The 23,296-nt window shown below is 41.1% G+C and carries 20 protein-coding genes; 7 read left to right on the forward strand and 13 right to left on the reverse strand.

Annotated features, from left to right (window positions below; genetic code table 11):
* A partial coding sequence (locus tag J7338_RS19080) for a thioesterase domain-containing protein (protein ID WP_210798567.1) occupies positions 1-973 on the forward strand: 973 nt, incomplete at its 5' end.
* A 346-nt stretch (positions 974-1,319) separates the two neighbouring features.
* On the opposite strand, the gene J7338_RS19085 is transcribed toward J7338_RS19080, so the two are convergent.
* The gene (locus J7338_RS19085; protein WP_210798568.1) at positions 1,320-2,555 is read right to left on the reverse strand and encodes a lysine N(6)-hydroxylase/L-ornithine N(5)-oxygenase family protein; all 1,236 of its coding nucleotides are present in this window, start codon (positions 2,553-2,555) and stop codon (positions 1,320-1,322) included.
* 285 nt (positions 2,556-2,840) lie between these two features.
* Here J7338_RS19085 and dapE point away from each other — a divergent pair, with 285 nt between their 5' ends.
* Together dapE and J7338_RS19095 are read left to right on the forward strand one after the other, a co-directional pair.
* On the forward strand, positions 2,841-4,028 hold the full coding sequence (dapE, locus tag J7338_RS19090) for a succinyl-diaminopimelate desuccinylase (RefSeq protein ID WP_210798569.1): 1,188 nt from the start codon (positions 2,841-2,843) through the stop codon (positions 4,026-4,028).
* Positions 4,029-4,275: 247 nt separating this feature from the next.
* Positions 4,276-4,548 carry a hypothetical protein gene (locus tag J7338_RS19095; RefSeq protein ID WP_210798570.1) on the forward strand — a complete coding sequence of 91 codons (273 nt, stop codon included), beginning with the start codon at positions 4,276-4,278 and terminating at the stop codon, positions 4,546-4,548.
* Between the two features lie 94 nt (positions 4,549-4,642).
* Here J7338_RS19095 and J7338_RS19100 read toward each other — a convergent pair whose 3' ends face one another.
* From J7338_RS19100 to fhuF, 6 genes are all read right to left on the reverse strand, one after another.
* The gene (locus J7338_RS19100) at positions 4,643-5,407 is read right to left on the reverse strand and encodes an SDR family NAD(P)-dependent oxidoreductase (RefSeq protein WP_210798571.1); all 765 of its coding nucleotides are present in this window, start codon (positions 5,405-5,407) and stop codon (positions 4,643-4,645) included.
* Positions 5,397-6,731 (reverse strand): condensation domain-containing protein, encoded by a 1,335-nt coding sequence (locus J7338_RS19105; protein ID WP_210798572.1) that lies wholly within the window; start codon positions 6,729-6,731, stop codon positions 5,397-5,399. Before J7338_RS19105 ends, J7338_RS19100 begins: the two co-directional genes overlap by 11 nt.
* The gene (locus J7338_RS19110; RefSeq protein WP_210798573.1) at positions 6,731-7,597 is read right to left on the reverse strand and encodes an isochorismatase family protein; all 867 of its coding nucleotides are present in this window, start codon (positions 7,595-7,597) and stop codon (positions 6,731-6,733) included. Before J7338_RS19110 ends, J7338_RS19105 begins: the two co-directional genes overlap by 1 nt.
* An 8-nt stretch (positions 7,598-7,605) precedes the next feature.
* Entirely contained in the window at positions 7,606-9,216 is a 1,611-nt protein-coding gene (locus J7338_RS19115; RefSeq protein ID WP_210798574.1) for a (2,3-dihydroxybenzoyl)adenylate synthase, read from the reverse strand.
* Positions 9,206-10,420: an isochorismate synthase gene (locus J7338_RS19120; RefSeq protein WP_210798575.1), complete on the reverse strand. Its 1,215-nt coding sequence runs from the start codon at positions 10,418-10,420 to the stop codon at positions 9,206-9,208. Before J7338_RS19120 ends, J7338_RS19115 begins: the two co-directional genes overlap by 11 nt.
* 103 nt (positions 10,421-10,523) lie before the next feature.
* Positions 10,524-11,252 carry a siderophore-iron reductase FhuF gene (gene fhuF, locus J7338_RS19125; RefSeq protein ID WP_210798576.1) on the reverse strand — a complete coding sequence of 243 codons (729 nt, stop codon included), beginning with the start codon at positions 11,250-11,252 and terminating at the stop codon, positions 10,524-10,526.
* 121 nt (positions 11,253-11,373) lie between these two features.
* Between fhuF and J7338_RS19130 the strand changes: the two genes are divergently transcribed.
* Positions 11,374-13,020, forward strand: coding sequence for a cyclic peptide export ABC transporter (locus J7338_RS19130; protein ID WP_210798577.1), 1,647 nt, complete (start codon positions 11,374-11,376; stop codon positions 13,018-13,020).
* On the opposite strand, the gene J7338_RS19135 is transcribed toward J7338_RS19130, so the two are convergent.
* Positions 13,004-13,693 carry a 4'-phosphopantetheinyl transferase family protein gene (locus tag J7338_RS19135; protein ID WP_210798578.1) on the reverse strand — a complete coding sequence of 230 codons (690 nt, stop codon included), beginning with the start codon at positions 13,691-13,693 and terminating at the stop codon, positions 13,004-13,006. The genes J7338_RS19130 and J7338_RS19135 overlap by 17 nt on opposite strands.
* A gap of 256 nt (positions 13,694-13,949) precedes the next feature.
* Here J7338_RS19135 and J7338_RS19140 point away from each other — a divergent pair, with 256 nt between their 5' ends.
* Entirely contained in the window at positions 13,950-14,093 is a 144-nt protein-coding gene (locus tag J7338_RS19140) for an NAD(P)H-dependent oxidoreductase (RefSeq protein WP_228733035.1), read from the forward strand.
* Between the two features lie 249 nt (positions 14,094-14,342).
* A complete protein-coding gene (locus tag J7338_RS20965; protein ID WP_267459593.1) occupies positions 14,343-14,477 on the forward strand; it encodes a hypothetical protein in 135 nt (44 codons plus the stop codon).
* Between the two features lie 74 nt (positions 14,478-14,551).
* Here the strand turns inward: J7338_RS20965 and J7338_RS19145 are convergent, their stop codons facing one another.
* The 5 genes from J7338_RS19145 to J7338_RS19165 are packed head-to-tail and all read right to left on the reverse strand — an operon-like array spanning position 14,552 to position 19,635.
* Positions 14,552-15,409, reverse strand: a complete 858-nt coding sequence (locus J7338_RS19145) for an aminotransferase class IV (RefSeq protein WP_182739350.1) — start codon at positions 15,407-15,409, stop codon at positions 14,552-14,554.
* A complete protein-coding gene (locus J7338_RS19150; RefSeq protein ID WP_210798579.1) occupies positions 15,409-16,275 on the reverse strand; it encodes a glutamate cyclase domain-containing protein in 867 nt (288 codons plus the stop codon). The genes J7338_RS19145 and J7338_RS19150 overlap by 1 nt, the downstream gene beginning before the upstream one ends.
* The gene (locus J7338_RS19155; RefSeq protein WP_210798591.1) at positions 16,260-16,991 is read right to left on the reverse strand and encodes a 5-oxoprolinase subunit PxpA; all 732 of its coding nucleotides are present in this window, start codon (positions 16,989-16,991) and stop codon (positions 16,260-16,262) included. Before J7338_RS19155 ends, J7338_RS19150 begins: the two co-directional genes overlap by 16 nt.
* Before the next feature lie 12 nt (positions 16,992-17,003).
* Positions 17,004-17,801: a putative hydro-lyase gene (locus J7338_RS19160; protein ID WP_210798580.1), complete on the reverse strand. Its 798-nt coding sequence runs from the start codon at positions 17,799-17,801 to the stop codon at positions 17,004-17,006.
* A 16-nt stretch (positions 17,802-17,817) separates the two neighbouring features.
* Positions 17,818-19,635 (reverse strand): glycoside hydrolase family 3 protein, encoded by a 1,818-nt coding sequence (locus J7338_RS19165; protein ID WP_210798581.1) that lies wholly within the window; start codon positions 19,633-19,635, stop codon positions 17,818-17,820.
* A 371-nt stretch (positions 19,636-20,006) separates the two neighbouring features.
* On the opposite strand from J7338_RS19165, the gene J7338_RS19170 reads away from it, so the two are divergent.
* Positions 20,007-22,883, forward strand: coding sequence for an FAD-binding and (Fe-S)-binding domain-containing protein (locus tag J7338_RS19170; RefSeq protein ID WP_210798582.1), 2,877 nt, complete (start codon positions 20,007-20,009; stop codon positions 22,881-22,883).
* Positions 22,884-23,296: the final 413 nt, after the last annotated feature.

The raw sequence follows: 23,296 nt of genomic DNA on the forward strand, positions 1-23,296 counted from the left end.
TGGGCGGGATGATAACTTCTTTGAGCTAGGCGGTGACTCAATTAATGGTTTAAAAGTGATTAGTCAGTGGCAACAGCGACACCATTTACCGCTCAATATTAGAGTATTATGGCAAGCCTCAGATCTGAAATCGTTAGCGGTTGCGTTATTAGATAATGCGATACAGAGTATACATAGTCTGAACTCGCACAATAAAACAGCCCCAAATCTATTTTGTTTACATGAAGGAGCTGGTTTAACAATGGCTTACCGCCCTTTGGCACAAAGGCTTGAAGGTCAGGTGAATTGTTTAGGAGTTGCGCCAGATAATGCTTTTTATGAAACGTCAGACCTAGAGGAATTAGCCAATTATTACACCACTGCAATTTTGAACTATCAGAGCTCGGGCTCTTTCAATTTAGCTGGTTGGTCACTGGGTGCTCCGATTACGCTATTGGTTGCAAATAAGCTTTGCGAGCTTGGCCACACGGTTGCTACCGTGCAGCTGATAGATAGTTGGAGTCCATTTGAGCAACAATACAGTAATGTTTTAACATGGCGTCAGTGGATCACAGACTGGGTAATGCAGTCTGTTGTTGAGTGTAAAGACGAAATTGAACTGCTTTTACATGACTATGTTGCGACGGGTTCTGAAGATGTCGCGCCGTTGGTTAACTTATTAATGCAGTATAAGAGCTGTTTTAGTCTTGAGTTCATTGACTTATCGGCAGAAGAGTTAGTCAGGTTAATTGAAGTTTCCTATCATTTACATATTATTGCACGACAGCCTGTAGAGTATAAGGTGGTCACCCCTGAAACGGTGCATTGTTGGTGGTCAACGGACAGTTCAGCTGACAAAGTGTCACGATATTATACTGGTTTGAAGCAATCGTTACCGCATACTCGTTTAGACTATGATCATCAAGAGATTGTGATTAGCTCAGAGTTATTGGATAGCATTGAAAGGACAATGTTAAATAATATTGAACAGTAAATAATGTAATAAATACTAATTGGGAAGTGCCGCTCTGTCTTTGATAACGGCACTTTTTATTTGCGCGGCATTTAAGTATGGTGAAATTGCAGCTCTACTTTGCCAGCCAAGTAATGTTTTCCTATGTTAAAGGTGTTTGGTATGAAAAGTTGATATTGTGAACTTTTGTTTGGTTACTAAGTTTTTGACTCGTTGAAAGAGTTAACTATTTGTTTAATGCAGGTGTGATTTCGCACCAAAAAGAGTGGTTAAGTCAGTATAATAGGACAAGTGGCATTAATAATTGCAGAAGAAAGAGACAGGGGAGTAATCCAATATCATGTTATTGGATTACTCTGAGGTAAAGTTAACTGATATTGAGTGCATCTGCTATTTCTGCAGAACGAATTGCTAAAATAGACAAGAGAGAATCGCTGATCCCATGCGTTGCTTCGTTGATACCTTGGGTAAAGATTTTAGGTTTGAAGGTATCGACAGTGCGTAATTGATAGTCTCGCGCAATATCGTCTTCTAACCACGGCGTAACCGATTTTAAAAGAGGCGGTCGAGATGAGTAATGGTAGCCCGTCGCGAGTACCATATGATCATATTTCTCTATGTAACTTCTTTGTTGAGCATGACGAAGCGTTAGATTTACTTGGCCACCTGCTATTGCAGCAGCATCTACATAGGTATTATTTTTAATGGAAAAACGCGTTTCGTTTTTCAATTTCTGAGTATATAAACGGCCATATATATCATTCAGTAATGGCTCATCGACAACGGCATAATTTGTATTTCTAAACTCAGTTAAAAATGCACTGCGTTGCTCAGGTGTATTTTCGTACATTAAATTAGTATAGCTAGGATCAAAGATTTCATTGACAAAAGGGCTTGAATCAGCCGGCTTCATAGCCCCAGCACGAAACACTAAGTCGACTTTAGGTTGATGAGAAATATTTTGCACATCCACGAAGATCTCAGCGGCACTCTGGCCTGCGCCAATTACAGCGACTTTATCACCTGGCTTGATTTTGTCTTTATTCATTAAATACTGAGACGAGTGCCAAACATTGACATGTTTAAATGCATCAGTAAATACTTCGGGTATTTTTGCGTTACCACCAGGACTTAAAATGATATTTTTGGCATGACGAGTTTGCTCATGGCCCTCATGGTTTCGTGTCGTGATTGCTAAAAATTCAACCCCGTTTTGTCCGGTGATAGGGCTAATATCAGTCACTTCTTCAGCATAATGACAGTAGTCGTTAAAGTGAGACGCAGCCCAGCTTAGATAGCCGTTAAACTCTAACCTAGATGGATAAAATGTTTTTAGATTAATATAACTATCTAATCTATTTTGATGATGCAAAAAGTTAGTGAAACTAAAGTGACTGGTCGGGTTTCTTTGTGTTACGAGATCTTTCAGATAAGAAATCTGCATTGTGGTGTCATCAAGTAACATCCCACCATGCCATAAAAAGTTAGCTTGCTTTTCGATAAAGCAAACCTTATCGGTTAGCTTACCTATTTCCTGTAACGCAATGGCTAAAGCTAGATTAGCTGGACCAAACCCTACCCCTATGACGTCGTATAATTTCATGTTTACCTCATCAAAGCGCATTTGCATGCTGCTGTAGTTATTAGTATTTACGACGAGACGAAAGCTTATGATAATTATTTAGGTTTTTCTGTTTTTTTGTGGCTTTTATTTTTATCGAGGCACAGTAATAGTACCGTGAGATAAATTTTTTTTAGGAATACTTACGATAATCTAACTTTATTGAGAGTTACTTCGTCTAGAGGATCTAAAACACACAAAGTATGTAAATTCTCAAGTTGTTTACATGTTTTAAACGACTTATTATCAGTGATTAGCGAAAAAATTATGACCAGTGCCTGTGATATAGAACTAAATAATTTGTCACTCAAAAACAAAGCGATTGAGCTCACACAGAACTTAGTGCGATACCCTTCTATCACGCCTGATGATGCAGGCAGTTTTGATTATGTTTGTAAATATTTAAAGGAATTAGGGTTTACGTGTCAAGAAGTGACAAAGCATGGCGTACGTAATTTAATTGCCACACAAACATTTGGACAAGGCAAAACGTTTGCATTTGCTGGTCACTTAGATGTTGTACCAGCTGGGCCTACAGAGCTTTGGACCAGCCCTCCTTTTGCTGGGAATATTATATCAGAGCGCTTGTATGGTCGCGGTGTTGCAGATATGAAGGGAGGGATAGCCTGTTTTATTACAGCTGTTGAGTCTTTGCTACCGCAGTGTAATAAAGGAAAAATCATGTTGCTTATAACATGTGATGAAGAGGGTGAAGCCGAGCATGGTACATCGTGTATTATGGATACGCTGAATGCGCTAGGTGAGGCACACTTGCCGGACTACTGTTTGGTGGGTGAGCCTTCTAGCAAAGCACGTTTGGGTGATACGGTTAAAATTGGTCGACGTGGCTCTTTATCTGGTCATGTGCGCATATTCGGGCAGCAAGGGCATGTTGCATACCCTCATAACTGTCAAAACGCAGCGCATGGTGCCATTATGCTAAGTCAGCGGCTATTGGCATTAGAGTGGGATAATGGGTCGAACACAATGCCAGGAACAAGTTTACAGATCACCCAGTTGAATAGCGGTGAATTTGTTGATAATACAGTGCCCGGCACAACGGATATTTGCTTCAATATTCGCTATAGCAGCTTACACTCGGAACAGTCCCTGAAACAACTGATAACGACGACACTGTTTAGTGAAGAGGTTCGGTCGGAGATTGAATGGCAGCGACCTTGCGCACCCTATTTTAATAAAGCGAATAAGTTTGTAAACACCTTGAATTCAGCCATTGAAAATACGGTCGGCATTAAGCCTATATTGACGACGGATGGCGGAACTTCAGATGGGCGGTTTATCGCATCACACCGTACAGAAGTAATTGAATTTGGGTTGCGAAATGATAATATTCACCAAGTAAATGAATCAGCTTCACTCACTGACATTGGTAATTTAGCGACGATTTATAAGCAAGTGCTAGAAGCGTTTTGTGTTAGTGACAGTAACAGGTGAATCTTTAGAACAGCTAATTCGATAGCCACTTTTAGGTGGGGCGTGCTATGAAAACATCCCACAACTTCCCTGCATAGAACGTTTAAAACGATGTGAGAGAGCTTTACTGTATAGTTTGTAATATCTTTTTTATATTATTGTTGGTATTGGCTTTTTTTATATTCCTCTTTAAATTTTGTTCCAGTAATTTCCGTCAGGTACTGTTAATCTTATTCAAAAACGTGCACAAGAGAGTTTTTTAGGTTACGTGAATGCTGAGCTAGGTTCTTGGGAGAAACGCCGAGTCGAGGGAGATGTGACTGGCGCACTGACAAGTGATGGTTCAGTAAAAGTACGTGCAAGCGCTGGCCATGTATTGAGTGATTGGGTCAACAGCAGCGATACTAGCCTATGCATTGGCGCAACTCATGATGTTACAGAAGCGGTTTCTGTGTATAGCAGCTACACCGACATTTTTGAACTCCAAATGCTATTCGATAAAAATGGTGATTTACTCGATCCAACTGTCGGTAAAAAATAAAGAAATAGGGGCACGTTATTCATCGCTCGATGGTGTTGAGTCGAAGGGCTATGAAATTGCATTATCGATTCTAAGACTGGCATACAGTGACACCTTAAAAAGTCGCGCCACCGTCAATCGTGAGCACTTGCATGGTGGTGTGTGAAGAAAGCTGTGACGCAATAAAAACAATACTGCGAGCTATCTCATCAGCGGTCGCAATTTTCTGTAATGGGATCCCCAGTTTATATTCTTGGGCAAAGCCTTCAATGACATTGTTAGCACCAGACTCATTCTGCCACATGCCCGTTTGCATAGGGGTGAGCGTGGAACCAGGGGCTATCACGTTACAGCGTATGCCATAATTTGCAAGTTCTAAGCCCGCAGTGAGCGTTAACTGAGTAACAGCAGCTTTTGATGCACAATAGGCTGCCATTTTTTGTCTAGGGGTAGTCGCCGCATTTGAACCAACCGTAACAATGCTGCCTTGTTGGGTGCTTTTAAAGTGGTCATAACAGGCTTTTATAAATAAAAAAACGGCATTGCTATTAATGGTTTGGCATCGTGTCCATTGGGCTATGGAGAGCTGTTCAATGGTCTCGAATTCTAAAACACCCGCCACATTAATCAAATTATAAGGTGCCAAGCCTTGAGCAACCAATTCACTTAATGTCGCTTCTAGTTCAGTTAAATTTGCTAAATCACATTGCACAGATTTATATAAACAAGCGGTGTCGCTGAAGTGTTTGTCAAAGCCGATTACTTTGGCTCCCAGTTTTGTGAAATGTTGTGCGGTACTGAGTCCAATCCCTTGACCTACACCCGTTATCCAAATAATTTTTTCTTGGTATTCGGTATTTAATTGTGTATCAAAAGACATGTTTAGGCTCCTGTATAAGGCATTTTACAAGTTCAGATAACGCAAGAGTAGGCTGATTCGCCCAGCGTATCGCAATGTCAAAAACCTGTGCTTGGATGGTATTGACTTGGTCTGGCTGATATCTGGCTTCATTCACATCAAAATCAATGTTCGCAGGAGTATCACCCAGCAAATGAATTTGTAACATGATGTCATCGGTGGTGCCTGCACTGAGAATATGACTATGCGTTTCAATGCCTGCATATTTCGGATTGCTCGAAAACGGCAACAAGTTAATTGTTGGCCCAAAGACAGTCAATGATTTTCCTTGTTTTTGTCGGTCGCGTTTTAAAGATTCAACACGGTAGCTTTGCAGTTGCTTTAACGCTTTTATCTGGTGGTTCACTAATACGGTGATGTCGTGTAATGTCATATCAGGTGTTAAGTTCAGTGGCAAAGGTAATACATTGCTTTGTACACAGGGCGCAGACAGTTCTGCCATTGACTGGCGGTTCATCATGAGCAGGCCAAGTGTGGCGTGATAATGCTGAGTTTTGGCAATCAATGCAGTTGCGATCGCAGCTAATAATATTTCTGAGCTACTTGAATTAATTGACGACGCTGCTGATTGAATGGTTTGCCATTGAGCGCGCGTAAATTGCTGGCTAGTCCGTTTATTTGCGGTAGTGACGTCGGCTTTACTGTCACTAAAACTGTGGATTTCGCCTATATCATCAAGCCATTGGTTTAATGTTTGGCGTGCCGAATCAACCGTAGTTAAATAGGTTGCTTGTTGCTGTGCATCGAGCAAGGTTTGTTGATCAGAAAAGCGTAAATTTGGCAGTGCTTTATTTTTTATGAGTGCGTTATAGCTGCGACTCAATGCCTGGCTAAAGAGACCAAACCCATAGCCGTCTAATAATAAATGATGCGCTAAGATCATTAAGTAATCTTGAGATTCGCCTCTAAGGAGTTGCAACTGCATTAAAGGTTGCGATGATAAGTCGAATGGCTGGCAGAGTTTAGGAGCCATAAATTGCTGAGCATAGTCAGTAACGTGTTCAATATCATGCTCAAGTTGAATGATCTCAATAATTGGGGTGTTATGTGTCGGTTGTAACGCAGGTGTGTAATCCGCATCATGGGGAAAGCGACAACTTAACGTATCACTGGCTTGCCAAACATGGTTGAAAGCATGTTGCAGCGTGGTCGCTGCAACTTTACCTCTGAACACCATACATTCAGCAACATTAAATAACTCGCCTCTGCCACTAATGGTGTGGAGTAACCACATGGCATGCTGAGATGTCGTCAGTGGCAGAGGTTTTGCTATTGTATGGGTCATTAGTCGTCCTTACGCTCTTCTAGCAATTCAACCCATGCAGAGAGGGTTGGAATTTGCGCTAGTTCGATGAAGTTAGTCTCAATACCTTGTTGTTGCCACAATGCAATCAGGTTCATGACTTGAACTGAATCTAACCCATAGTCAACCAGGCTTTCGAATTCATCAAATTCGTCTGGTTCGCAGTCGATAAGTGGCAGAATGTGTGTTTTAAGCCCGTCAAGAGAGGTTAAATCTAATGTTGCTTCACCTAATACTTGCGCAGTATTGACGACTTTTCCGCAGCGCTGTGCAACGAAATTCAGTGCCATTTGATGTTCATCATAACTAAAGTCAGCAACGGCATCGGCTATGACAAATGGCTTAATATCACGCATAAAGGCATCAACGGCGGTGGTCATTACACCAATATGCGCATAAATGCCGACGATGAGTAATTGGTCGCGGTTTGAGCTTGTTAAGCGCTCTTCAAAGTCACATTTTTGAAAAGCACTGTAACGCCACTTGGTTAAAACAATGTCTTTGTCAGTGGGGGCAAGTGCATCAATCACAGGTTGTTGTGTTGGATCTTGCAGGCCATCCCCCCACATGTCACGAAGCAATCCGCGCTCCTGAGTGCCTTGCTTAATAGGTTGTGCAGTGTAATAAATAGGAATGTCGTGCTCATAGCAATAGTGTTTTAATGCTTGAATATTGGCGATAACAGCATCGATAAGCGGGTTATTTTCACCATAAAAGTTAATGAAATAATGCTGCATATCATGGATAAGTAACGCAGCTCGCTGTGGATCAACTTGCCAATCAACGCGGTTGTCTGGCAGTTGTGTTTCTCGTGGTAGTGGATAGTGACTTAACTTTGGAATACTCATAATTAATCTTATTGTTGTTCAAATGTAGCACGCAGTGCTTTCTTATTGACTTTACCTACTGCGGTTAAAGGCAGTGCTGCAACGAATTTAAATTTATCCGGTACTTTAAAATCAGCGATACCTAATTGGCGTAAGTATTTTCGCAATACTAAGGCAGATAATTTGCTGATTGGGTTTTCTTGCAGCACGATAAATGCGCAGCTTTTCTCACCGAGGGTGCTGTCTGGCATCGACACTATGGCCACATGTGCAATGTCGTTATGACCTAGAAGTAAGTTTTCTACCTCTTCGGCGGCAATTTTTTCGCCACCGCGATTTATTTGATCTTTGTCTCTGCCTTCAACAATTAAATGACCTGATGGCAGCTGTTTAACCAGATCGCCTGAACTATAAAACCCTTCATCATCAAAGGCGTCAGCATTATGAAGCGGAGATTTATAGTATCCTCTAAAAGTGTATGGGCCGCGTGTAAGCAGTCTTCCTACACTGCCTTGTGGCACGTCATTTCCTTGTTTATCAACAATTTTAATTTCGTCATCAAGGCTAATGGGTTTCCCTTGGGTGTTGAACACAGACCAGATGTCATCATCATGACGGGTGTAATTAACCAGCCCTTCAGCCATACCGAATACTTGCTGTAACTGACAACCTAAAATAGGTTCGACTTGCTCAGCAACTTTTATACTCAGCTTTGCGCCACCGACTTGGATGAGTTTTAGACTGGTTAAGTCATACCTTGCTTGCGCCGCGTGACTCAGCCATAGTTGCAACGCTGGCGGCACTAACGCAGTATGGGTAATTTGGTAGTGCTCGATTAATGAAAAACAGCTAGTTGGACTTGGATCTGGTGCAAGTACCACGCTTCCTCCTGCATGGAATACGCCAAGTGCACCGGGAGAGCTTAGCGGAAAATTATGCGGTGCGGGTAAGGCACATAAATAGCGCGTTTCACCATCAAGTTGGCATATCTCAGCACTGGCAACCACACTGTATAGGTAGTCATTGTGAGTACGTGGTATTAATTTAGGTGTGCCGGTACTACCTCCTGAAAGTTGAAAAAAAGCAACGGCACTGGCATCTAAATGAGTGGGGTTGAATTTCATAGGTTGTTGGTAAGCCTGCTTTAACTCACTGTTACCTTTATGATGATCAAGCAATAAGGTGGTTAAACAGCTAAAACGTTCACTTAGCCGATCACTAAATTGATTATCTAAAAATAAAGCATGTGATGACGATGCGATTAATAACTTTGGTTGTAAAATTTCGCAATAGCTATTCAACTCAGTTTGCTGATGGTTAAATAAGGCACATACTGGTGCGACACCTAATTTTAATAAAGCAAAGAAACTAATATAATATTCAATACAATTAGGTAATTGGATCAGAGCTGTATCACCAGCAGACAATCCTTTTTGCTGTAAGTAGGCAGCTAAATTATCGCTGTAACTAGCTAGTTCTTCATAGCTGATAGCCCGATTTTCATCAGCGACAGCAATACCTTGAGAATTAGTTTGCAGTTGTTCATCGAGTAGGCTGGTAAGCGGCTTATCTTGCCAGTACCCTTTACGACGATAACGAGCCGCTAGATCGTCAGGCCAAGGAGTGTATTCAATTGTCATAATGGTAACTTTTTTGAAGAGAATTATAAGATTGTTGAATGCCTAATGCGTTCAACACAGTGTTTAGTTTTGCTTCGGTTTCTTGCCACTCTAAATGTGGTTCAGAGGCCGCAACGATCCCTGCCCCTGCAAAAAGCCTTGCCGTGTTCTTTTGTATTTGGGCGCAGCGGATAACAACGACCCATTCACCATTACCATACTTATCACACCACCCGATAATGCCTGAAAAATAGCCTCGGCTTTGCCCTTCTAGTGCTGCTATTTGCGGATAAGCCTGAGTTGTTGGCTTTCCACAAAGTGCGGGAGTAGGATGTAGTTGATTCGCAATTGATAATACGTGAGTGTTGGCGTCATGCAGCGTGCCCGTTAGCTCTGTTGATAAATGCCACATGGTGGCAGTGCTAAGTAAAGAAGGTATAGGGGGGGTGTGTAAGGTATTACAAAAGGGATCCAAAACTTGCTGCATATCTTCAATAACAACACTGTGTTCAAAGCGATCCTTACTAGAGGCCAATAATGTTTGTTGACGTGTTAACTCCTCATTAGGGCAGCTATGGCGCGCAATTGAACCAGCCAGCGGGTTGCTCAGTACTTGTTGACCATTTTTATAAAGTAAGAGTTCAGGACTCACTCCCATTAACACGCTTTGTTCTGATACAGGAAACGAAAAATGATAACCGCTTTGACTTTGTTGTAATAAATTGTGCAGTAACTGCTCTTTATTTATTACCTCTTTAAAGCATAAATCGACCTGTTTACTTAATACTATTTTTTCAAGCTGCTCGGTCTTAAATAAGGTTTTTGCATGTATTACTGCTTGTTCAAACTGTTGTTTGGATTGTAAATAATGAAGTGATTGCAAGTGATTTTTGGGATCTTTATAAACACTCAATTCGGCATTCAGACAAGCCGTAAAAGCACCCTTATCCCAACGAGTAACCTGCTTAGGAATAATAAATTGTGCCTGCTCTGATTTACAAAAAGGCAATACCCCAAAAGCAAGCGTATCATCACTATAAGCGGCTAGTTTTTGACGAAGTGACTCAACTAACTCAGCGGTATCATCGATTTTAATACTGAATTTATCAGCAATACCTTGGCTGGCTAAACAGTATTTTGAAGAGACAAATAAACAATCATGCTGACTTTGAAAGTTTAAAGTCGAGCGTGAATTAGCACTGTCAAAAGTATGTGTTGCGTACATAAAAGCTCCTTACTTGCTGCTTGCGTGATAGCTGAGAAATAAACTCATACTGAGGTTATTAACGTTTTCTTCAAGACGAAAAGTGCTGGCAAAGATTTAGTCCTCAGCGCCTTTTTAAAGCGTAATACTCAATATGGTGAGACAGTTTAGGGCAATCATTACAATAGTGTTTGTCCGGAAGCTCATGTAAAAAACAGCATTCGTTACGTAGTTGATAGGAATTATTATGGTTGTTGATGATAATAGGTTTTTTATAAAGAGGGTTTATCCTATCGCCAAGCTTTGATTGCGTTAGCAAAGTTGATTTATCATATTTTAAGCGCGTATTTGGCCCTATGGCTGATTCGATTGTGGTTAAAAAATGATTGATCCGAAAGGCACAATTACTCCATAACACTTTAGGTGCTATAGAAAAATGTTTATACAACCAAAGGTGCAAGGGGGCGAAGTGATCAAATATTAACTCTTCATAGCGATCTAAGGTTTCAGTTTCTGAACGTAGGCTCCCTTGATGTAGTAATAGCAACTGTTGTAATTGGGGGTCCCAGTACACCGCCTCTAGTGAGAGAGGGAGGGCGCGTGCTAATACACTATGACAGGCTAATATACTGGGTAAAACTCGTAGCGTGTAATGCATATGCCAAATTGATGCTTGTGCTCTTGGCTTTGTCACGTCTTGTGCCAAGGCAAAGTTTTGTATCGAAGACATAAGCCCATTCGGGTCTTGCATAAAATTATCAAGTGTTGGGTTTTTTGTACTGGTAACTAATGTTACGCCCTGAGCATAAGGTTTAAGTGGCCCAGAAAAATATGGCTCTAATACAGGTAGCATAAGTCTCACAGTGAATAGTAAAGAGTGTGTTTTTCCTTCATTGCTGTAATGACGAGTTAAAGGCTAATTTTTTTAGTTTTTTATCGTCCTGTTACTATATAAATTAAATTTAGGAACGACAGTGCTAGGGGATTTAATTAAGAAAACACGAGGGCGCTTTATTGCGACGGTGTTAAGTAGCGTATTATTTGGTTTAGTGAGCGTGTCTTTGGTTGCGCTTATTAACGAGATTATTAATGGTAATGCACAGCAACGAAGTACGCAGTTCATCTATTTTGCAGTCTTAGCGATTGGTGGAGTGATCTTACAATTAATCTCCAAATTAGTGTCTGAGCAGTTAAGTGAACAAAGTCAGTCGGTGATCCGGCAACAAGTTGCTGAGCAGGTCATTGGCGCTAAGTTGTCTCATTTAGAGCAGCAAGGCGCTGCAAAAATTAAATCCTGCTTAACCGAGCATAGTTTAAATGTGGCTAGTTTTTTTCAAAGCTTACCTAATATATTAACTAACGCCGTGATAGTCATTGGTGCATTGGTTTATATGGCATGGCTTGATTGGCGAGTGTTTATATTTGCATTATTGACCCTGTTTTTAGGCTCTTTAGGGTATAGTATCGCTAATCTAAAAGCATTTAAAAAGGTAACCGAGGCTGCTTCTCTGCAGGATCAGCTATTTAGTCATTTTGATGCAATAACGGCTGGCGCTAAAGAACTTAAATTAAATAAAGCCAAGCGTACTTTATTTAAAAATCAGGTTTTAGGCCAAGCAATTACATTGCTTAGACAGCGGCGTTTGCAAGGTGCGACAATTTATCATATAGCCTCATCATGGGGTGGGTTTATGATATTTTCGTTTATTGGTGGTGCATTGTTTTATCTCAGTCAAACAACGGATATTGGTAGTACAAAAACAATGTCGGGCTTTGCGTTGTTATTCCTGTATATGCTAACGCCTTTAGAAGTAATGTTAGCTGCACTCCCACGAGCAGCATCAGCTAAAGCGTCTGCAAACTCAATATTAAAATTAACAACGAAGTTGGAGCAAGTTACTGAGACAGATAACCTGCCTTGCACTCATTTTTCTAACTTAACAATACAATCTCTCAGTCATCGCTATTATCATGAACAAAGTGATGAAGTGTTTGCTTTATCGCCTGTCAATCTAACCATAAACCAAGGTGAGTTGGTTTATTTGGTGGGTGGCAATGGCAGTGGAAAAACGACATTCGCTAAAGTATTGTGTGGGTTATATGAAGCTGATCAAGGTAATATAATTGTTGATGGAAAATACGTCTCAATAAACGAATTAGATAACTATCGTCAATTATTTAGCACCATTTTTAGTGATTATTATTTATTTGACCAACTGTTAGAGGTCAACGTAAAAGCATTAGAGGCTCGAGGTAACCAATTAATTAGAAAACTCAATTTGCATCATAAAGTAAAGATAAAAAATGGAGCCTTCACCACGCAAAAACTGTCACAGGGGCAACGTAAACGTCTTGCTTTAGTTGCTGCTTATTTAGAGGACCGCCCATTTTATTTATTTGACGAATGGGCTGCCGATCAAGACCCCGTATTTAAAGATGTTTTTTATACAGAGTTGTTACCTGAGTTAATTGCTAATGGTAAAACAGTGTTTGTGATCACCCATGATGATAAATATTTTCATCTGGCAGATCGGTTATTGCGGATGGAAAATGGGTGCCTAACGGAAATTAACAACATGGAAGAATACAATACGTTATATGTAGCTAACGGAGTATTGTAAACTCGCACTCAGTGAGTACGACACTTTTATTACATTGATAAAAAACGGTTACGCAAGTGTCTTTAGGCACTTGCGGTGATAGTGATTGGGTTATTTTAAATTGTAGCTGCTGCTCATTAAAAGCAATAAGCTTGGCGGCTTCAAAACCAAAAAATTGTTTTACGCTTGGGTATAGTGCTTTAAAAATACTTTCTTTTGCTGAAAAAATGACAGTTAATGGGTGCGAAAACTGCTCAGCCAATTGTCTAAACAATGGATATTCATCAGGATGCAAAATTTGCTTTTGTAACTCTAGCTCTTGTTTTGCACTCATTAGTTGCTCTATATCAATACCAATTCCTGCAATATCAGTGCGCGGACATGCCATAGCCATTGCGATCCCTTTCGTGTGGGTAATACTACCTATAATATTTTCAGGCCATATAGGCGCGCGATCGGAGCCTGAGATAATATCAAAACAGGGGACATTGAGAGCAGTTAACACCTGTTTTGCGCACAAGCGGCCGGCGAGATATTCAGCTCTTCGTTTAACAACTGCCTTTTGTAGTTGTTGCGGTAACAAAATTTGATAATTTAAAAAGTCACTGTCAATAAAACTGCTACTGTCAAACTCACAACAATGAGTATTATGACGAAGTTGTGGGCTCAGTTTTGTATAAAGAGAGAAGTCCATAATATTGTGCTGTATAGTTTAGTGTTATTGTAAAGTGCTGATAATACGCTAATAACTTAATTAATAAAGTAAAGGATATGACTATTTAGTTATTAACAAGTAGCTATCAATGTTATTAACAATAGACTCGCTATAATCCTAGCGTTAAATTTAGTTTATTATTTGAGCAATTTAAGACAAAGGAACTAAGATGATCGAAACGCAGCTGCAATGGGCTGAGCATATAGTATTTATTATCCCCGTATGGTGAGGTGGCCTGCCCGCTAAGTTCAAAGAGCTGATTGATCGTACATTTTTATCAGGCTTTGCCTTTCAATATCAATCTAATAAAACCATTCTCGATAAACTGTTAAACGGCCACACAGCTGAAGTTGTGTTAACCCTTGATACCTCTACTTAGTATTATCGTTTTGTTCAAGGTGCTCCAGTCACTAAGCAGCTAAAACACACTATTTTAGGTTTTGCGATAGATTCTGTTGATGATCGTATATTTCTTGATTTAAACACCGGTATTAAAAAAGCTGAGCTAAATATATTCACTAATTTTATAGAGTTTAACCACTCGCAGTTTGTAAATGATGATAAATGGTTTTTAACCAGCTCACCGAAAAGCACGATACAACTTTGGCGTGTAAAAGATGGTACATTATTGGCTGAGTATAAAGCGACACAACAGCGTATTCGTGGCTCAGTTTTATCTGTAGTGTACGATAAAGAACATAAAACAATTGTTAGCGAAAGCAGTGATGGCGTGCTTGAAGTTTGGCCGTATCAGCCTGAGTAAGCAAAAATTTAATTGGCTTTTAAAAGCCGTGTTTACTTAACAAACACGGCTTTTATAATTACCGTTTAGTGCTATTAATAATCAAATTTATGCTCAGTAAATAAGCTCTGTACTTGTTGCCATATTTTCCCTGGTTTGCCATCAGCGACCAGTTGACCGTTGAGTTTTACCACTGGGCCAACTTCTTTTGTGGCACTGGTGATCCACACTTCATCGGCTGCAAATAGTTCCTGTTTAGTAATAATACGTTCTTGGACTTTAAAGTCACTGTGGCTGTGTAATATCGTTAAAATTAACCAGCGAGTGATACCCGGTAAAATTTGGTTATCCAATGGTGGTGTGCTGATCACGCCATCTTTAACAATAAACACATTGCTTGAGCTTGCTTCGGTAAGCTCATCTAAGCGATTGTATAAAATGGTTTCTTTATTGCCAGCCGCCGCGCCATTCTGGTAATGGATCACGTTGCCGAGTAATGCGGTTGACTTGATGTGGCAACGCTGCCAGCGCTTATCTTGCTCAACGGATACGGTATAAGTCGTGGCGTTGTCGATATCACTAACGGGTTGTGCTGGAATTTCAAAGGCGTAGGCAAATACCGTTGGCGTAATACCACTTGGGTAAGCATGAGCACGCTTAGTATCAGCGCCACGGCTAACGTGCAAGTAAATACCAAGGTTTTCACCGTGATTTTTTTCACACAGCTGCTGGCAGATTTCACGCCATGTATCAGCTGTATAATCGAGTACAATTTCCAGTTCATTTAAACCATTTTTCATGCGTTCAATATGCGCTGCAAAGCCAAGCATGTTGCCATTATAGGCAGGGATCACTTCGTAAATACCATCGCCAAATAAAAAGCCTCTGTCCATTGGCGATATTTTTGCGTGCTCTGCGTTCATATAGTCGCCGTTTAAATACACCGTACTCATTATAAATCCTCATTTTGATTGGCAACACCGCTAAGCTGACGTAGTCTTGCGATGAGTTGTTGGCCATGCATAGCATGTAAGCCATCTTCGGTTAATTCGTTTTTGTGAGTAACGCCATCGACACTGCCACGTTCACTCAAATATTGCAGGATTGCTAAAGTATCGACATCTGCGAGTAAGTCTTGGCTCTGCCAGCGGCTTAAAAACGCAATAATGCCGTAAGCTGCCCAGTTTGATACATCCGCTAACAGCAGTTCATCGCAGCAAGTAAGGCATGGCATAATGCTCAGCTCGGTCATATATTGTGATAAATTGCCCATCCCTATTTCGTTACCGCCATCACCAATAGCTACAGTTGGGCAGGGTGCTTGGCTGACAAAAAAATCAAAACAACCACAATCAGCCGAAATATCAATACCACGCATATTGTAATATTTATTGCCGTGACACAGTCCGGGGCGCTCGATAGACAATACGCAATCTGGTTTTAATTCAGCCAGCGCAGCTTTGCTAAAAGCCATTGCGTCAGTAAAATTATTCAGTGGTAATTCAAAACAGTTAAATTCATTTTTCAGTGCACTGTAAAGGGGGTTTCCACAGACTAAAATAGGATTTTTACCCAGCACAATTAAAGCATTGTATAAAGCAATGGCGCCAACAGGGCCATCGGTTTCAAAGGTTTGCTTGACGGCAAAACCAGTACCAATGAGTACCGTGCTTTTGGCATAAAATAACGACTTAGCAGCGCGCAGATAAGTACCTGTCTGTTGATAGGCGTAGAGATTTTGCATACCACGTAGGTTTTGTTCTACCATCATGGTTTCGATTGCTTGACTTAATTGTTCATCACTTAACGAGTGTGGCATAACGCTTTGATCTCTTGAATAAGGGCAATGCCTGCAGCGTTATCGCCATGCACACATAAACTGTCGGCGTGTAAAGGCAGTTGTTTGCCAGATTGTGTGGTTATGCAGCCGGTAGCGAGTAACTGTTTAACTTGTGCTATTAGCGCAGGTTTATCATGCACACTACCAGCTATTTTTCGTGATACTAATTGACCGTCATCGGTATATTGGCGATCAGCAAATGCTTCTAAAATTAATTCAAGGTGATATTGTTGAGCAAGTTGTTGATGTTTCGCTACTTTCGCAGTGGCGAGAATCATTAGTTTTAAAGGGCTCGGGTAACTGGCAACAGCTTGCATCACAGTGGTCAAAATTGTTTTATCAGCCATCATATCATTATATAACGCGCCATGTGGCTTCACATATTCTAAAGTGAGGCCTTGTACTTTTGCCATGCCTTCAATTGCGGCTATTTGATAATGCAGGCAATTACTTAGCTCTTGTGGCGATAATGCCATGGAGCGACGACCAAAGCCCTGTTTATCAGGATAGCTGGGGTGCGCGCCTATAATGACATTATATTGTTTAGCAAGCATCAGGGTGCGTGCTAAAACATCACTATCACCGCCATGAAAACCACAAGCAATATTAGCCATATCAATATGCGGCATTACTTCTTCATCGAGGCCCATTTGCCATGCGCCAAAGCTTTCTCCTAAATCACAATTGAGCTTCATCATTATTTCCGTTTAAAAAGCCGAGATATGGGCGTTTTGAATGTCGGTGATCAGCATATGACCTGGGCTATGTGTAATGCAAAAGTCAGGCGCAGCATTGGCTATGGCTACTTGCGGTGTGACACCACAGGCCCAAAATACCGGTACTTCACCATCTTTAATGGTGACAGATTCACCAAAGTTAGGGCGGTTAATATCTTTAATGCCTATTGCAGCTGGATCTCCAAAGTGAACTGGCGCTCCATGCACGTCAGGAAAGCGACTACAGATTTGGATTGCCCGAATGGCATCAGCAGGCTTCATCGGTCGCATACTAACGACCATGTTAGCATGGAATATTCCGGCGCTTTCGCAAGGAATATTAGTCATATACATAGGCACATTTTTATTTTCCGTAATATTACGTATTTCTAGGCCAGCCGACTTTAACGACTCTTCAAATGAAAACGAGCAACCAATTAAAAAAGTGACCAAATCATCGCGCCATTGCTCTTTGATATTGGTTACTTCTTCTATCAATTGGCCATTTTTAAAAATACGATAGCGAGGTATGTCAGTCCTAATATCTAAATCATGAGCAACATTTGGAATACTGGTTGCACCAGGCGTGCGGCTACTTGCTACGATTGGGCACGCTTTTTTGTTTGCTTGGCAAAATTGTAAAAAGTCAAACGCATAGCGCTGGGGTAAAATCACTAAATTAGCCTGTACAAAGCCTGGAACAAAGCCCGATGTACTACCGGTATAATCTTCATTTCTGATCATATTACGAATAGCGTAAGGCGTAGTAAGTGATGCGTTATGTTGCATAGTATCCTCGTAAACTTTAGTTGTTATTAATGCCACTGACGGTAACAGGCAAAGTACCTTGCGCTGGCTTTTTACCAACTAGTACTTTTGCAAGAGCAGTAAAAGCAGGCCCTGCTACTTTAACATTATTATCTACATCTATGTTATACGCATAAGTTGCTAAAATTGCATCCGCATATTGGCCGAATGTGGCAATATCGTATGGTGCTCGCAAACTAACAAAAACGGTTTTCTTATCAGCGTGTAGTGCTTGTTGAAGCAGTTTTTCAAGTGTCGGGCCTTGCGCCGATTTTGCAATTGCAAATGCTGGGTTATCAGCAAGGTCATCCATGCCGCCAATTTCTACTGCGCTTTGATCTGGCGATGCATTGCCTGCAATGATGATATCCGCTTCATTGATTGCTTTTAACGTCGCAGTAGGCTCAAAGCCTTGTAAGCTGGTGCAGCTAAATACAAGTGGTTGCTGAGTATTTTCTGCAATCGCCTGTTGTAGCGCCAAACATTTGCGGGTATCAGGCATGATGATATGTACTTTACTATTTGCCGTCAGTTTAATCGGTAAGGTGTGCTGGTCATTTTTAACTTGGGTAATGGCGGCAAGAGCCAGCTCAGCTTCGACTTTGCGATGATTATCATCACCGAGAATAAGTTGTGCTTTTTGCATTGCTAACGATTCGTTAAGCTCCGTGGTCAGTTTAAACTTACTTTTTAAATTGATGATGCGTTGAGCAGAGATAGCGACTTCGTCGGCTTGTAAATTACCTTTTTCAACTTCGCTCACTAAGCGGCTGATCAGTTTATCTAATACGACTAAATCTTTTGGGCTACGAATTTCAATTGGCATCAAAGCAATATCAACCCCGGCAGCAAAGGTATTTACAACGGCTTCAATTGGTTCGAAAAAGTGGCTAATACCAGCCATATCTAGCGCATCGGTGATCACTACACCTTGATAGCCCATATCATCGCGTAATAATTCGCTGATGATTTTATGCGACATCGTCGCAGGTTTGATCATGGTTTTGCCATCTTTACTAACAAATGTGCTGCTATCCAGTGCTGGGTACTGAATATGCGCAGTCATGATCATGCCAGGGTTTTGATTTTTAATAATAGTTTGAAACGGAGGTAAATCTTTTTCCCAGATAGTTTCTTTATCGTGCATTACTTTTGGCAAGCCGGTGTGGCTATCAACGTTTGTATCACCATGGCCTGGAAAGTGTTTCAGTGAGGTAATTACGCCATTACCTTCAAAGCCAGCAACTTGTGCGCCACCTAAAATACTCACAAGTGTTGGATCTTCACCGTATGAGCGCACATTAATAACCGGGTTATCAGGGTTCATGTTTACATCAATAGTTGGTGCATAGTTCACATTCACACCAATGGCTTTTAATTCATCAGCAATCACTTGTGCAGATTGTGTAGCAAACTTGGTGCCGTGAACCGCATAACTTGCGCCAATCGACATATTACCAGTAAATGAAGTGGCAATATCACGAGGTATGCGTGCAACACGTCCGCCTTCTTGGTCAATTGAAATAAATAAAGGTGCGCCTAAGCTCGACTTTGCCGCCGCTTGTTGCATAGCATTATTTAATTTAACGATTTGCGCAATATTATCGATATTTTCAGCAAATAAAATCACCCCACCAATATTATGTTTAGTGATCACCTTGGCTAAATCTGCAGGTAATTCAGTGACTGCATTACGGCACTTTTGCTCAGGTGTATTTTCGCTGTCTTGCTCACAATAATAACGAAAATCGAGCATCAGCTTTTGGCCAAGCTGTTGCTCAAGGGTTAAATTGGTTGCTGCAAAGGTCGATTTCATTGGTAATAAACACCCTAGTCCAAAGAGAATTGATGATATGGCAAACTTATTTAACACAGTAGGCTCCAAAGCTGAATTGCTTATTTTACTTATGAATATTTTATTCATGATGGTAATGCCGTTTTGGATTAAAATACAACATATTTTGTCACATTAACGGTTTTTTTGCAGAACTGCAAAAACCACCGATGAATCACATGCTTGCTTGAACGTTACATAAATATTATGAGTTAATAGTTATTTAGATGAAAAAATAATATTGGACGAGCTTTTATTAATAGTAATTCGCTCTTATTTCAAGTAATAATATATTCCATAATGCTTGGTGGGTCGCCAAGCGAGTAAATTAACAGCACGCATAGGGGCAAATAATGGCAACAGCACTGACACTATTTCAACAACAACTCAGTGATAAGCTGCCTGCCTCGGCGTTTATTGAAGATTACCCTAGGCGCTATGCTTTTGGCACTGATGCCAGCTTTTATCGTTTAGTGCCGCAATTAATAGTACTGGTTGCTGATCAGCAACAAGCGCAACAGGTCATCAGTGCCGCAGCAACATATAAAGTTGCCATTACTTTTCGTGCCGCCGGTACTAGCCTATCAGGCCAAGCAATTACAGATTCTGTATTAGTACTGCTTAGTGATTGCTGGTCTGGTTATCAAATTGAAGATAACGGCGCTGCCATTCGGTTAGAGCCAGCTATTATTGGTGCTCATGCCAATGCCGTACTAGCGCCTTTTGGCCGTAAAATTGGCCCTGATCCCGCTTCAATCAATAGTTGTAAAATCGCTGGTATGGCAGCCAACAATTCATCAGGTATGTGCTGTGGCGTGGCACAAAATAGTTACCATACAGTAAAGGACATGACCTTAATCTTCGCTGACGGTACAGTGCTTGATACACGCAGTGAGCAAAGCCGTTCTGAATTTCTAGATAGCCATCAACCGTTTATCAATGATATCACTGCGCTTGCCCAGCAGGTTACAAATAATCCTGAGTTGGCACAGCGTATTGCTCATAAATACCGCTTAAAAAATACCACGGGTTATGGTTTAAACGCGCTAATTGATTACACTGATCCGATTGAGATCATTAAGCATTTAATGATTGGCTCTGAAGGTACGCTGGGGTTTATTGCTGATATTACTTACCACACGGTGATTGATCATGCTCATAAAAGCTCAGCGTTTATTATTTTTGATGATATAAGCCAAGTCTGTGAATTAGTAAAGCAGCTCGCAACGCTTGATGTAGCGGCGGTTGAGTTATTGGATAAGCGCTCGCTCCTGTGCGTCGCGCAGCATGACATCATGCCTAAAGATGTTCATAACTACCCAGCAGATAGTGCAGCATTATTAATCGAAGTACGTGCAGAAGACGCAACAAAATTAGTTAGTTTACAACAACAAGTGGATCAGCTTGTCGCACATTTTAGCGCCCATCAATTAGCGATTATGGCGTTTTCAACAGATGCTAAGCGCAATGCATCATTATGGAATATTCGTAAAGGTACGTTCCCGGCAGTCGGTGCAGTGCGCGAAAATGGCACCACTGTGATCATTGAAGACGTGGCTTTTGAGCTGGATGTATTAGCTCAGGGTGTTAAAGATCTGCATCAATTATTTGATAAATACAGTTACGATGAAGCGATTATTTTTGGCCATGCCTTAGCGGGTAATTTGCATTTTGTATTTACCCAAGCGTTCGATACACCAGCGCAAGTAGCGCGTTATGAGCAATTTATGCGAGACGTGTCGCAACTGGTGGCGGTTGAACTTAATGGTTCATTAAAAGCTGAGCATGGTACTGGGCGAAATATGGCGCCGTTTGTGGCAACTGAATGGGGCACTGATGGCTTCGCTGTAATGCAGCGTATTAAGCAATTGTTTGATAAAGATTACATTTTAAACCCAGGAGTGATCATCAATACAGATGAAAACTGCCATATTCAACATTTAAAAACCATGCCTAGCAGCGACGATATAATCGATAAATGTATTGAGTGTGGTTTTTGTGAAACCGTATGCCCATCAAAAGGACTCACTTTAACGCCGCGCCAACGTATTACGCTGTGGCGACGTCGCACTGAATTGGTTAATCAACTTAGTAACACCGGTGATATTAGCGAAAAACAGCACATTAATCGTCAGCTCAGCAGTATCGAAAAAGATTTTCAATATTTAGGTATTGATAGCTGTGCAGCAACCGGGCTGTGTGGCATGAAATGCCCCGTCGGTATTAACACCGGTGAATTTATAAAATCCCTGAGGGCAAAAAAGCAACGCAATGCAAAAGTGGCGCCGCGCATAGCCAGTTTTGCGGTCAAACATTTTGCGGTATTAGCAAATACAGCACGCTTTGGTTTAACCAGTATGGCGATGGTGCGAAACATCATTGGTGCACAGGCACTGCGTAATTTAACCAAACCTACTAATAAGCTGATTGGCACCCCACTGTATTATTCAGCGTGGCCAAGGGGGGAGCAGCCAATTAATCACCGCATAGTACACGCACAACAGCCTGATAAAGTGGTTTATCTTCCCAGTTGTGCCAGTAGGGTGTTTGCAGCCGATGAGCAAGCGGATGATCGCCGCTCAATTATGCAAGTTATGCATAGCCTCGCGACTAAAGCGGGAATTGAACTGTTACTGCCGATGCAAATCAATGAGCTATGTTGTGGCATGCCCTTTGCAAGTAAAGGTTTACCTGAACAGGCAAAAAGTAAAGCTGATCAGTTACTCGATATCGCGCAGCAGGTGTCTGAAAATGGTCGTTACCCGATTATTTTTGACGCCAGTCCATGTGCATTAACAAGCAATGAAGCCGCGCAACAGCGCGGTTTAACAGTACTCGAAAGCGCTGAGTTTGCTTATCAATATTTATTGCCTAAGCTGACCATCACAGCCCAACCAGAGCCGGTTATGTTACATGTTACCTGTAGTAGCAAACGCCGTGGCAGTGAACAACAACTTGTTGCCGTAGCTAAAGCATGCAGTAACGAAGTGATTATTCCGGCTGATATTGAATGTTGTGGCTTTGCCGGCGATAAGGGCTTTAACTTGCCAGAGCTAAATGCTAATGCATTAAAAACGCTGCGTAACCAAGTGCCTCAAAATTGCAGTAGCGGTATTTCTAATAGCCGCAGTTGTGAAATTGGCTTAACTCAGTACAGTGGTATTAACTACCAATCTGTGCTGTATTTATTAGATAAAGTGAGTCAAGTAAAAATAGCAACGCATAGCTAAAAACAAGCCTGCAATTAATCGCTTTTAGCTAAAAACTCCTTATGTAGTGTTTTATGAAAGCTCTGAACTGCGTTTAGCTATGCTAAAAGGAGTCGCTTTATTACAAAACTAGATTGGTCTATTACAGCATGAAGCACAAACAGGTCCACTTAGGGGCTTACATAACCGACGTACTTGGAGCTCATGTTAGATCAATTAACTTACAGCAAACGCCTTTCACTGTGCTTGCTATCGAGATTGATTTTTTAAGCGCGTTAATGAAGAGATACTCAAACAAGCGGATCAGGTTTTATACAAAGCGAAAAAAACGGGCCGTAATCGGTGTATTATCGATTCTCTGTTTATCCAATCTGAGTTTGTCGAACAGCAATAATTTATTGGCAATGGCTTTTAACTATGCAATATTACTAGCC

This window comes from Pseudoalteromonas ostreae, assembly GCF_018069805.1.
Lineage (GTDB): Bacteria > Pseudomonadota > Gammaproteobacteria > Enterobacterales > Alteromonadaceae > Pseudoalteromonas > Pseudoalteromonas ostreae.